This is a genomic window from Leisingera sp. NJS201, assembly GCF_004535885.1.
In the GTDB taxonomy this organism is placed as follows: domain Bacteria; phylum Pseudomonadota; class Alphaproteobacteria; order Rhodobacterales; family Rhodobacteraceae; genus Leisingera.
This window is the reverse complement of sequence record NZ_CP038234.1, coordinates 626950-638185: the sequence shown is the minus strand read 5'-3', so window position 1 is coordinate 638185 and position 11236 is coordinate 626950. Positions and strand designations below refer to the sequence as shown.

Below are 11236 nucleotides of genomic sequence, written 5' to 3'. Positions count from 1 at the left end.
CCATTCATCTCTTGTCCCCGGAAAGACGCAGCACATCGCCCGCAATTCACCCCTCCCAGCAGAAAACTTGCACCTGGCTTGTGAATTTCCCCGCCCCGCCTGCGTCAAAGGTCAGGACAGACCCTCATCAGATAGAAGCCCCAGACCATGACCGCCTTGAACCTTGCCAGCCCGGATCTCCTCCGGACGCTGCTGCGCGCAGGCCTGCCCACCGCAGGCGGCCTGTCGATCAATGCCGCCCACCAAGGAGTGGACAGCTACTTTGTCGGCCAGCTCGGACCAGAGGCGCTGGCCGCCGTCAGCCTGGCCCTGCCCCTCACCGGCCTCACCGCCGCGATTGGCGTGGGGCTCGGCATCGGCACCGCCGCCGCGGCCGGCCGTGCCCTAGGCGCCGGCCGCAAGCAGGAGGCCGCCCGTCTAGCCTCCGCCGCCATGGCGCTCTGCCTGCTGCTGGCAGCTCTGTCCGCTGCTGCGCTTTGGCTGGCCCGGCTACCGCTGCTGGATGTGCTTGGCGCCACGGGAGCGGTGCGGGAGCCTGCCCTGCAGTACATCAGCATCCTTACCCTCTCGGCGGGGCTGGGAATGGTGCAAATCCTGTGCGATTTTACCGCAATCGGCAGCGGCCATGCCCGTTTCAGCCTTTTCAGCCTGATCTTCTGCTTCACGCTCAACATGGCGCTGGATCCGCTGCTGATCTTCACCGTGGGCCTCGGCGTGCGCGGTGCCGCGCTGGCTACCGTACTGGCCCAGATTGCCACTCTCGCCCTCTATGGCTGGTATTTCACGTCTTCCCGCACCCCATTGCGGCTGCGACCGCGCCTTTCCGGCAGCGCCCTTGCCCGCCTCTGGCCGGTTCTGCGCATCGGCCTGCCTGAGGCTGCCTCAGTGCTGGGGGCCAGCCTCGCCTTTCTGCTGCTCTACCGCCTGGCCGGCGAGCACGAGGGCACCGCTGGCCAGGCCGCCATGGGCATCGCCCTCAGGCTCTGGGTGCTCGCAACTCTGCCGGTCGAGGGTTTCTGTCTCGGCGCGCAGGCGGTGCTGGCCTATGCCGCCGGCGCAAACAATACCGCCCGCTTTGCCCGCGCGGCGCTCACCACCGCAGCCATCGCCGCCGCAACCGCCAGCCTGTTCCTGCTGACGGGTCTGCTGGCAGCGCCGCAAATCAGCGCCCTGTTCACCCTTGATCCTGCGGTTCAGTCCCTTGCCGAACCCGCGCTGGCAGCGTTCGCTCTGTCGCTGCCCGCAACCGCCTTGCGCCACGCGGCCCAAGTCAGCCTGCAAGCCACCGCCCGCGCCCGCGATGCAGCTCTCCTGGGCCTCGCACCGCTCGGCTGGCTGTTCCTGCCGCTCTTGTTCACTGCCGCCGGTTTTTGGGCTTCGCCGGGCTTGCCCCAGCACTGTCGCTTGCGGCGCTCCTCACTGGCCTCGCCGCCGTTCTGATCCTGCTGCGCCTGCCGCACACCACTCTGAAAGGTCTTCCCGCATGAACGATTACTCGCCCACCCTGCCCGCCGCGTCCGACCGGCTCACACCCGATCTCATCGCCCCGCATGATCCCATGCCGCATGGCGCCTGTTCGGTGCCGGTGTTCCAGACCTCTTCCTTTCTGTTCGACCGCTACGAGGACCTGGCCGCCGTCTTTGCAGGCGAGTCCAGCCGCTATGTCTACAGCCGCGGCAACAACCCCACGGTGGCTGAGCTGGAAAGCCTCATCGCCCGGATGGAGGGCGTGGAGGCAGCGCGCGGCTTTGCCTCCGGCATGGCGGCCATTGCTGCCGCGGTGATCCCCTTTGTGCAATCCGGCGATCGTGTTGTGGCGGTTGAGAACCTCTATTCCGACGCTTTCCGCCTGTTCGAATGCCTGCTGAAGAAGTTTGGTGTGACCACCCAGTATGTAGACGGCACCGATACCCAGGCAGTGCTTGATGCCCTGCCAGGCGCCGCGCTGATTTATCTGGAAAGCCCGGCCTCCTGGAGCTTCACCACCCAGGATTTGCGCGCCATCGGTGCCGAGGCGCGCCGGCTGGGGGTGATCTCGGTGATCGACAACAGCTGGGCCACGCCGCTGTACCAGCGCCCGGCGGAGTTCGGCATCGACCTGACGGTTCACGCCGCCTCCAAATATCTCGCAGGCCATTCCGACACGCTGGCAGGCCTGATTGCAGGCCCCAAGGCGCTGCTTGCCCGTATCGACCACGAGGCTTATCATTTTCTCGGCGGAAAGCTTTCCCCCTTCGACGCCTGGCTGGTGCTGCGAGGCATGCGCACCCTGCATCTTCGAATGGCCCGCCACATGCAGAACGGGCTTGCTCTGGGGCGGGCCCTTTCTGCCCATCCCGCCGTCGCCCGCGTCCGCCATCCTGCCTTTGAGGCCAACCCGGGCAACGCCTGCCTGTCGGGTTATGGCGGGCTGTTCGCCTTTGATCTGGACAGCAGCGTCGACATTCCCCGTTTCACCAATGCGCTGAAAGTAGTGAAAATCGGCGTCAGCTGGGGCGGCCCGGAAAGCCTGGTGATCCCCGCTCAGGCCGCCCTGAGCCTTTCCGGGCCGGCCAATGTGTTCCAGCGCTTCGGCACCCCCGCCGGATCGGTGCGCCTTGCTGCCGGCCTGGAAAACGCCGATGACCTGGTGGCGGATGTCCTGCAAGCCATCGCGGAGGCGCGCCAATGACACCACTGCCCCCTGCCTGCGCCACCGGCGAGACCTGGACAGGCGCCCGCTGGCACGACGTGGCCGACAGCATGACCGGCGTCATCCGCCGCATCTTCATCTGGGTGCCACCTGAAGAGCCCCCGCCGACGGCTGGCCCGCCCTGTTCATGACAGACGGCAATGCAGTGATCGGCACCGCAATCGACGCAATGCGGGCACAAGCCTGTTATCCCTCAGGCACCAATGTCGGCTGGGGCGTGCTGATCGCCATCGGCTACCCGACGGACGGCGCCTATGACCCTTTCCGGCGCAGCTGGGACCTCGGTCCGCCGCCAGGGCAGACCTATCCTCCGTTCCACGAAGGCGGCGAACCGGTGCGCACCGGCGGTGGAGAAGAAATGGCCCGCTTCCTGCTGGAACAGGTTCTGCCGCTGGCAGAGGCCTGTGCGCCGCTCAACCCTGCGCACCGCGGATTGTTCGGGCATTCCTTTGGAGGGCTGTTTGCCCTGTGGCTGCTGTTCAACCAGCCGGGCACTTTCAGCCACTGGATCGCTGCCAGCCCTGCGATCACCTGGGAAGACAGCTTCCTGTTGCAGCATCTGATCCGTTTCGATCCCGGACCGCACAGCCCCTATGTGCATCTCTCCGCAGGCGAATGGGAGGGCGCGCACCTCGCCCCTTTCCAGACGGAGGCCGCAGATGCCTCCGAACGGCTGGCCGAGAAGGAAAAGACCCGGACTATCGCCGCAGCACAGGACATGGCCGCCGCTCTGAACCAGCTTCCGGGGTTTAAATCTGACTATGAAACCTATGCCGGAGAAAACCATATGTCGGTGCTGTCTGTGGCAGTAAACCGCGCCATTCAGAAGGTGTTTTCCCTCAGTTAACACCCGATTTCACTGTGAAACTGTCTCCCGGCCCTGTCTTCAGGCGCCGGGTTTTCAGGTTTCCAAACAGGCTCCTCCGTGCAAATCCGGAAAATACAGAATACCTGATATTTTTTGTAAATTTCCTCCGCCCTGCAGCGTTCTCAAAGCAGTGCCGGCGCACGCCCGCGCCGGCCAGCAAACGGAGGACCCTGCGTGTCATTGGATAACGCCTCAGATCACAGCCCGCCCCATTGGGCCCGGCCCGGACCCGGCGGTGTCACGGTTTACAGCCAGGGCACCGCGCAAGAGATCGCCGTCACGGACCATGGCGGTGGCAAACTGCAGCTCGCGGCGCCCGCCAGCACGCTCAGCCTGGCCGCCCTGCTGGCTGCCTGCGAGGCCCTGACCAGCCACGCGGCCGAGGAAGTGCTGGTCCTGCTGAAACGGGAAGACTTCGCCTTTCTCGAACAAGAACTACTCTCCACCGGTGCTGCCAGCCTGCTGGACGGCAGCTGGCTAGCAGTCTTTCCAGAGATGCTCTGGCAGGTTCCGGACCTATGGCTGGCGCAGCCGCCCCGCAGCTACCCGCAGGCGCAGGTGGCCGGGCCGCATGGCAGCCACCCCCTGCGGCCGCCTAAGCCGTCAGGCCTCCTCTACCATCGCCGCATCCCCTGGCTGCAGCAGACCTTCTCGCTGCGCGCGCTGGATCCTGCTGCGGACCTGGAGCTGTTCCACGCCTGGATGAACGACACACGCGTCGCCGCCTTCTTCGAGGAATCCGGAACCTTGGAATACCACCGGAACTACCTCTCCCGGATGCAGGTTGATCCGCATATGATGCCGGTCTTTGGCTGCCTCGACGGACGCCCCTTCTGTTACTTCGAACTCTACTGGGCCCGTGAAAACCGCATTGGTGCCCATTACCCTGCCGGGGACTGGGACCGCGGCTGGCATGTGCTGGTGGGTGACCCCGAAGCCCGCGGCGCCGACTACATCACCGCCTGGCTGCCCTCGCTGATGCACTACATGTTCCTGGCGGAGCCCCGCACCCAGGCGCTGGTCGGCGAACCCGCGGCCAGCCACACCCAGCAGCTGCGCAACCTGACCCGATCCGGCTTTGCCGCAGTCAAGGAATTCGACTTTGCCCACAAGCGCGCAACGCTGGTGCGGCTGGAGCGGGAGCATTTCTTTCAGGCCCGCCTCTGGTCCCGCCCCAGCGCCGCAAATCCCGGCCGTCCGCTGCAACTATCCCCCTTTGCCCAACTGAAACCCGGAGAAACCCGATGAGCGAACCGCAACACATCCATGACATGATCGGCGTGGGCTTCGGCCCCTCTAACCTGGCCCTGGCCATCGCCCTGCAAGAGCGTGCGCAGGCCGGGGCGCCAAAGCTGGACGCCCTCTATCTGGAGGCCAAACCCCGCTTCGCCTGGCACCCGGACATGCTGCTTGAAGGCTCGGACATGCAGGTTTCCTTTATCAAGGATCTGGTCACCCTGCGCAATCCAGCCAGCCCCTACTCCTTCCTCAGCTACCTGCATGCCCAGGGCCGGCTTGAGCGTTTCGTCAACCGAAAGAGCTTCTTTCCCAGCCGGCAGGAGTTCAACAGCTACCTCGCCTGGGCCGCCGCGCAGTTGGAGGATACCTGCCGCTATGGCCAGCGGGTGACCGGTGCCGAACCCGTCCAGGAACCCGGCGGCAGCGGTGAGGTGCTGGCCGTCACCGCCGAGGACGAGACCGGCAGGCAGACCCGCTACCTGACCCGCGATCTGGTGCTGGCCATCGGCGGCAAACCCGCCATCCCGGACACTTTTGCTGCACTGCAGGACCACCCCGGCGTGGTCCACAGCTCCAGCTACCTCAGTGCCGTCAAGCCCAGGCTGGCGGCAGCGGGCAAGCCGCTGAAAGTAGCGGTCATCGGCTCGGGCCAGAGCGGTGCCGAGATTTTTATGGACCTCGCCAAGGACCCGGCCCGGCCCCAAGTGGACTTCATCTTCCGCAGCCACGCGCTGAAGCCTTCGGACGACAGTCCATTCGTGAACGAGATTTTCGACGCCAGCTTCACTTCCCACGTCTACCAGCAGCCTGCAGACCAGCGCCGGGCGTTGATGGCGGAGTATTCCAACACCAACTACGCAGTCGTGGACGGTGATCTGATCGACCAGGTTTACGGGTTGTTCTACGAACAGGAAGTGGCTGGAGGCTCTGCCTACAGGCTGCTGCGCAGCACCTGCGTCATGGCTGCAGCAGCCAGCGGGCAACAGACGCTGCTGACCTTGCAACCGGCCCAGGGCGGCGAATCCCGCAGCGGCGCTTATGACCTGGTCATCCTGGCAACGGGCTACCGCCGCCGTCTGGGAGAAACCCTGCTGGCCGGGCTCGAGCCGCACGTGCATTTTGAAAGCCCGGACCGGAACTACCGGATGCGGACCTGCGGGACCTTCCGCCCCCGCATCTTCCTGCAAGGCTACTGCGAGGAGACCCATGGGCTGAGCGATACCCTGCTGTCGGTTCTGGCGGTGCGCGTGGATGAGATTGCCGAAGCACTCCTGACGCCGCAGCCCGCACAACTCGCCGCCGCGGAATAGCTCGCCTCCGGCGGCCCGCAGCAGCGGGCCGCACACCCGTTAACGGCAATTACCCGCCAATTTCACACGCGAAGATTGACCTTGCAATCCACCTGGTTGATAACGGGAGCGCAACCCAGGGCCTGCACGCCCAAAGGCAGTTTTCCCAAAAAAACATCACCTTTCCGGACATTTATCCGGGTTCATACCGATGGGATTGCCATGCCGGATCATCCACGACCACGCGTCTGTGAAGCCTTGATTGAAGAACTTGTCAGCCACCGCAGGCTGCATCTGTGTTCCGCCCTGAAACTGGTAGGCTCGCTAGACGCCGCCGAAGACGTGATCCAGAACACTGCCCTGAAATGCCTGTCTTTCAAGCCCGGCAGCCTGCCGGACAGACCCCGGCCCTATGTGGCGCGGATGGTGCGCAATGCGGCCATCGACTACCTGCGCAAATCGCGCCGTGAGATCCCCACGGATTTCGAGGACGAGGGCCAGCTGGCAGCGGTCGGCGTGACTCCATTGTGCGGACGGGCAAGACTTGAAAGCAAACAGGCGCTGCAAGCGGTTGTCCAGAGCCTTGCAGACAGCACGCCGCGGAACCGCGACGTATTCCTGCGTCACCGGCTGGCCGGCGTGCTACAAAAGGAAATTGCAGAGGAGCTTCAAGTCTCCCGCGCGTTGATCAATGTGATCGTACGCAATGTCCAGCAGCGCTGTGCCGACGGACTGAAGGGGGCAAGTTGAATTGGCGTCAAGCTTCTCCCATTGAATGGCTTTGGACCTGCTTCACTTTTGTTCCGGTTTTCTGCGAGCAATGCTCGCCATAGAGGAGACCGGAAATGGCACCCAAACACAGTGACGATTTCAAACGCGAAGCGGTTCGGATCGCGACAAGCAGCGGGCTGACGCGTCGCCAAGTCGCGTCGGATCTGGGGGTCGGCCTTTCGACCTTGGGCAAATGGATACGTCAGTTCTCGGACGATCCTTCTACCGCGACCCAGGATTCTGAGCTTCGGCGCGAGAACGAACGCCTACGCAAAGAAAACCGCATTCTTCGGGAGGAGAGGGAGGTGTTAAAAAAGGCGGCAATCTTCTTCGCGGGTCAAAAGCAATGAGATTTCAGTTCATTGCGGATTACCGCGGGGATTTGCCACGCAGCCATTTGTGTCGCCTGATGCAGGTGACGGATCGTGGTCTTCGGGCCTGGCGGCACAGGCCGCCGTCACGCCGCCAACGTCGGGATATGGTGCTCTTGGCGCATATTCGAGAGCAGCATCGCTTGAGCCTGGGCAGCTACGGTCGTCCGCGCATGACGCAGGAACTCAATGAACTGGGCATCCATGTCGGGCAACGCCGTGTGGCGCGGATCATGCGTGATAACGGCATCCAGGTGCTGCGCAGCCGCAAGTTCAAGCGCACGACCGACAGCAATCACACCTTCAATATCGCGCCCAACCTGTTGCGTCAGGATTTCACCGCAAGCGCCCCGAACCAGAAGTGGGCGGGAGACATCACTTATATTTGGACCCGCGAGGGATGGGCCTATCTTGCTGTGATCATCGACCTCTATTCGCGACGGGTGATCGGCTGGGCCCTGAGCAACCGCATGAAACAGGATCTGGCCTTGCGCGCTTTGGACATGGCGATTGCCCTACGAAAGCCGCCCCCGGGCTGCATCCACCACACTGATCGCGGCGCCCAATACTGTGCCCACGAGTATCAAAAGCGTCTGCGCAAGCACGACTTGGTGCCGTCGATGAGCGGAAAGGGAAATTGCTATGATAATTCGGCCGTCGAGAGCTTCTTCAAGTCGCTGAAGGCCGAATTAATCTGGCGCCGGACCTGGCAGACCCGCAGAGAGGTCGAACTGGCCGTCTTCGAATACATCAACGGCTTCTACAACCCACGCCGACGGCATTCGGCCATCGGCTGGAAATCACCCGTGGCTTTCGAAAAGATCGCCGCCTAACATGAGCTACACACCGGAACGAAAACGGTGCAGGTCCACTTCGATCAGCTTTGTCGCGCAAATCGGGTGATGAGATTCATCTTGCGGATCCAGCATGATAGCTGGGAACCATGAGCAGTTGGTCCCCGACGAGGTACAAGATCACGAACTGGCCATCGTACAACGAGCCATTGATGCGCGTTGGTTCGAGCACAATGGCGAGCGCACTAGCAACTGTATTGTTCAGACGGTCTGATAGGTCCATTTCTGGCGAGATTTGCAGAGCGCGTTAACGATTGTTACGAGCTTCCGGGCGACCGCCTTGATGACAACCTTGTGTGGTTTTCCGGCCGCGCGCAGGCGATCGGCGAAGGGCTTGAGAACCGGATTGTGGTGGCTGGCAACGAGTGCGGCCTGGAGTAGGACGTGGCGCAATAGCCTTCTGCCTCCGCCAATGGCACGTTTTCCGCGAAGGGCACCGCTGTCATGCGCGATGGGAGCAAGGCCTGTGAGAGCTGCGGCCTGTTCACCGGATATGTGTCCAAGTTCCGGCATTTCCGCTATGAGCATTGTGCTGGCGACTGGCCCAATTCCTGGAACTGACCGCAAGATTTCTGAGGTCTCCGCAAGGTTTTCATCAGCCGCGATGATTTGCTCAATCTGGGCTTCCAACTCAGCGATCTGACGATCCAGAAGGTCTTTCAAGTCGGCGTCCATATCTGAAAACACTTCAGATGATCCCAGCTTTCTGTGCGCTTTGATCTGCGCCAGAAGCCGCTTGCGTGTTTCGACGATCTGCCCACGTTCGGACACCAAGGCTCTGAGAAGACGTAACTTCTCATGCGGAAGGCTGCGCCCGGAATCTGGCCGGAACACCATGAACCGGGCAATTAGTCCGGCGTCAATCCTGTCAGTCTTGGCCCGTGTGCCTCGGCTGGCGGCAAAGGCTTTTATCTGTGCAGGCGGCAATTGCCGTGTTGTCAAACCCGCACCATCCAAAGTTGCCCATAACCGCCATTCCTGACCACCAGTGGCCTCGAAACAACCGAGCGCATCCAGGTCCCGAGCCAGTCCGGCAACTTGCTTATGACCCTCAATGTTGTTCGGCACCCTCACACGCTTGCTGAGCTACCCCCTGAATTTCGGACACTGACGTAAGCTGCGATTTGCTGTCTGCTGATCTTCGACGAAGAGGAGATCAGAGATGTCGAAACGGAAGAACCATTCGCCCGATTTCAAAGCGAAAGTCGCGCTTGAGGCTCTGAAGGGCGAGCGGACTGTTGCTGAGCTGGCGAGCCAGTTTGGCGTTCACCCAACGATGATCCACAGCTGGAAGCGGGCTCTTCTGGAGGGCGCGTCCGGCGTGTTCAAGCGCGGCGGCAGGAAGCCCCAGGAGATTGACGAAGAACAGGTCAAAGAGCTGCACGCCAAGATTGGGGAGCTGGCCGTTGCCAACGATTTTTTGTCACGAAAGCTCAAACCGTGGATCGGCAAGTGAGGAGGAAAATGATCGAGCCTGCCAATGCCAATCTGCCCATTAGCAAGCAGTGCAAGCTGCTGTCGATCTCGCGGTCGTCGTTCTATTATCAGCCCAAAGGCGAGACGGCTCTGAACCTGATGCTGATGCGCCGGATCGACGAACAGTTCCTGAAAACGCCGTTCTTCGGTGTGCGGCAGATGACTTGGCATCTGCGCAATGAAGGTCATTTGGTGAACGAAAAGCGGATCAGGCGGCTGATGAGGGTGATGGGGCTCATGCCGATCTACCAGAAGCCCAACACCCGCTGCCCGGCAGCACATGCAAAGCATGTGCGAAAGGGGGCAGGGCTGCGAAGGGGCACAAGACCTACCCCTATCTGCTGCGTGGTCTGCGGGTGGGGCGCCCGAACCAGGTCTGGGCGGCAGACATCACCTATCTGCCAATGCGCAAGGGGTTCCTGTATCTGGTGGCGATCATTGACTGGCACACCCGCAAGGTGCTGGCCTGGCGCATCTCGAACACGCTGGAAGCGGACTTCTGTGTCGAGGCGCTGAACGAGGCCATCCACAAGTTCGGCCCGCCCGAGATCATGAATACAGATCAGGGCAGCCAGTTCACGTCCTTCGCCTGGACGGACAGGCTGCGGCGATCCGGTGTGCGCATCTCGATGGATGGCAAAGGCCGGTTCCTCGATAACATCTTCGTCGAGCGGCTTTGGCGGAGCCTGAAATACGAATGCGTCTACTTGCATGCTTGGGAGACCGGATCAGAGGCGAAGGTCGGCGTCGGAAAGTGGATCGAGTTCTACAACCGAAAACGCCCACATTCCGCCCTTGGCGGCAAACCCCGGCCGTGGTCTATTGGCTGAGAAAACACAAAACCCAACCCGATCAGCAGGAGCAGAGAGTAGCTTAAATTACGCCAGAACCTGTCCAACAATTGGGGAGTAGCTCAGGTCCGGTTCGGCGAATTCGCTGCATCACCGAATGGATGCGCTGCATGATGTGATCCTCGAAAACATCCTCGAAGCTTGTTAGAGATTTCCGCGAAGAATTCCATGAAGGCATCGAAGTTCACGGACGCGCAGAAGGCGTTCATCATCAAACAGGCAGAGGACGGCACGACTGTCGCCGAAGTCTGTCGGAAGGCCGGGATCAGCACGGCGACCTTCTTCAACTGGAAGAAAAAATAGGCCGGCCTGATGTCGTCCGAAATGAAGCGGCTGAAGGAGCTCGAGCGCCTTCAGCCCGGTAATTCGATTGGGTAAGAGAACGCGACAAGAACCATCCTTTCGCCTTCAAGGAGTGCATGACGTACTGCTAACGTGATGATTGTCCAGATCAGCCGACACAGCACCCTATGCTCCAATGAGACAGTCCGGAACAGGCTGCCGGAAGCAGGCGGAGCTTCCAGCAGGGAACACCCGCTGACGGAGTGCGGCAAGCTTGAGGCGAGCAAACCCGTGCAAAACTCGTGCAGATCGCATTTTTAGTAGTTTTTTAAGGGTATTAGATACTAGAACATACACCTTAGCAGGGGAGCGCCTTCGACCACTCGGCCACGTCTCCGCTGACCCGTATATCTGCGCAAGCATACGGAATGCAAAGCCAAGTTTCCCTTTTTCTCACAAATCGCACCGGCGGCTCCACCCCCTTGAAATGATGCCAAAAGGCCTGGAATTACGATGGTTATGGGCAAGACTCGATCATCTCCC

Annotated in this window: 9 protein-coding genes and 2 pseudogenes; 10 read left to right on the top strand and 1 reads right to left on the bottom strand. The window is 61.7% G+C overall.

Translation table 11 applies throughout. The features are described from left to right. Positions 1 to 147: 147 nt before the first annotated feature. From ETW23_RS03135 to ETW23_RS03105, 8 genes are all read left to right on the top strand, one after another. A complete protein-coding gene (locus tag ETW23_RS03135) occupies positions 148 to 1440 on the top strand; it encodes an MATE family efflux transporter (protein ID WP_134829090.1) in 1293 nt (430 codons plus the stop codon). A 43-nt stretch (positions 1441 to 1483) separates the two neighbouring features. Continuing rightward, complete coding sequence (locus tag ETW23_RS03130) at positions 1484 to 2671, top strand: PLP-dependent transferase (RefSeq protein ID WP_134829089.1); 1188 nt, start codon at positions 1484 to 1486, stop codon at positions 2669 to 2671. Then, the gene (locus tag ETW23_RS25005; protein ID WP_167738061.1) at positions 2668 to 2823 is read left to right on the top strand and encodes a hypothetical protein; all 156 of its coding nucleotides are present in this window, start codon (positions 2668 to 2670) and stop codon (positions 2821 to 2823) included. Before ETW23_RS03130 ends, ETW23_RS25005 begins: the two co-directional genes overlap by 4 nt. Beyond that, entirely contained in the window at positions 2820 to 3539 is a 720-nt protein-coding gene (locus tag ETW23_RS03125) for an alpha/beta hydrolase (RefSeq protein WP_134829088.1), read from the top strand. The genes ETW23_RS25005 and ETW23_RS03125 overlap by 4 nt, the downstream gene beginning before the upstream one ends. A gap of 195 nt (positions 3540 to 3734) precedes the next feature. Further along, the gene (locus ETW23_RS03120) at positions 3735 to 4808 is read left to right on the top strand and encodes a GNAT family N-acetyltransferase (RefSeq protein WP_205879933.1); all 1074 of its coding nucleotides are present in this window, start codon (positions 3735 to 3737) and stop codon (positions 4806 to 4808) included. Continuing rightward, positions 4805 to 6109: a lysine N(6)-hydroxylase/L-ornithine N(5)-oxygenase family protein gene (locus ETW23_RS03115; protein WP_134829087.1), complete on the top strand. Its 1305-nt coding sequence runs from the start codon at positions 4805 to 4807 to the stop codon at positions 6107 to 6109. The genes ETW23_RS03120 and ETW23_RS03115 overlap by 4 nt, the downstream gene beginning before the upstream one ends. Before the next feature lie 201 nt (positions 6110 to 6310). Next, positions 6311 to 6838, top strand: coding sequence for a sigma-70 family RNA polymerase sigma factor (locus ETW23_RS03110; RefSeq protein WP_134829086.1), 528 nt, complete (start codon positions 6311 to 6313; stop codon positions 6836 to 6838). Between the two features lie 95 nt (positions 6839 to 6933). Continuing rightward, a protein-coding gene (locus ETW23_RS03105; protein ID WP_134828802.1) for an IS3 family transposase occupies positions 6934 to 8063 on the top strand; the annotation gives its coding sequence in 2 pieces (ribosomal slippage) (positions 6934 to 7168 and positions 7168 to 8063; 1131 coding nt in all). A gap of 222 nt (positions 8064 to 8285) precedes the next feature. On the opposite strand, the gene ETW23_RS03100 is transcribed toward ETW23_RS03105, so the two are convergent. Then, complete coding sequence (locus ETW23_RS03100; RefSeq protein WP_167738060.1) at positions 8286 to 9152, bottom strand: IS110 family transposase; 867 nt, start codon at positions 9150 to 9152, stop codon at positions 8286 to 8288. Between the two features lie 94 nt (positions 9153 to 9246). Between ETW23_RS03100 and ETW23_RS03095 the strand changes: the two are divergent. Both ETW23_RS03095 and ETW23_RS03090 read left to right on the top strand, forming a co-directional pair. Beyond that, positions 9247 to 10390 (top strand): annotated as a pseudogene (locus ETW23_RS03095) (IS3 family transposase). Positions 10391 to 10579: 189 nt separating this feature from the next. Then, positions 10580 to 10711, top strand: a pseudogene (locus tag ETW23_RS03090) (transposase); the annotation flags it as partial. Positions 10712 to 11236 lie beyond the last annotated feature (525 nt).

Coding starts and splice junctions, on each gene's coding strand:
- ETW23_RS25005 (WP_167738061.1), top strand. CDS start 2,668: ATGACACCACTGCCCCCTGCCTGCGCCACCGGCGAGACCTGGACAGGC.
- ETW23_RS03125 (WP_134829088.1), top strand. CDS start 2,820: ATGACAGACGGCAATGCAGTGATCGGCACCGCAATCGACGCAATGCGG.
- ETW23_RS03115 (WP_134829087.1), top strand. CDS start 4,805: ATGAGCGAACCGCAACACATCCATGACATGATCGGCGTGGGCTTCGGC.
- ETW23_RS03135 (WP_134829090.1), top strand. CDS start 148: ATGACCGCCTTGAACCTTGCCAGCCCGGATCTCCTCCGGACGCTGCTG.
- ETW23_RS03130 (WP_134829089.1), top strand. CDS start 1,484: ATGAACGATTACTCGCCCACCCTGCCCGCCGCGTCCGACCGGCTCACA.
- ETW23_RS03110 (WP_134829086.1), top strand. CDS start 6,311: ATGCCGGATCATCCACGACCACGCGTCTGTGAAGCCTTGATTGAAGAA.